Here is a 665-nt window from a genome sequence, read left to right on the forward strand (position 1 = left end):
AATATGGCACTAGACGGATTGGAAGCCTTGCTTGCTGAGCATTTTGGTAAAAAGCAAAGCAGACAGATAATCCGTAACAAAACCTATATGGTGCGATATGCGGATGATTTTATTATTTCGGGAAGTTCGCAAGAAATACTGGAAGAAAAGGTTATCCCATTAGTTAAAGCTTTCTTGGCAGAGCGTGGTTTAACGCTATCAGAAACAAAAACTAACATCGTACACATTGAGCAAGGATTTGACTTTTTAGGCTGGACAGTCAGACGCTTTAAACGGAAAGTATTCATCAAACCAAGTAAGAAAAATGTGGAAACATTTTACCGAAAAGTGAAAAAAGTATTGACCGAAATGCGTACTGCCAAGCAGTCCGATGTGATTAAAGTATTAAACCCAATGCTCAAGGGATGGGCAAACTACCATAGACATTGTGTAGCAAAAGCGACCTATAATCGAATGGATATGTTAATTTGGCAAGCTTTATGGAAATGGTGTCGCCGTCGTCATTCAAATAAAGGGAAGCGTTGGATAAAAGAGAAATACTTTTGTACTACGGCAACTCGGAATTGGGTGTTTGGTACAGTAGACATCAATGAAAAAGGCGAGCAATATCCGCTTGACCTGTTTTATTGTAGTGATACTAAGATAAAACGACATAAGAAAATAAA

At 38.2% G+C, this 665-nt stretch carries 1 protein-coding gene; it reads left to right on the forward strand.

The features are described from left to right. On the forward strand, nucleotides 1-665 hold a 665-nt coding region (locus tag ACWIW0_RS11315; protein WP_454453396.1), incomplete at both ends, for a group II intron maturase-specific domain-containing protein.

This window comes from Ursidibacter sp. B-7004-1 (genome assembly GCF_053654055.1).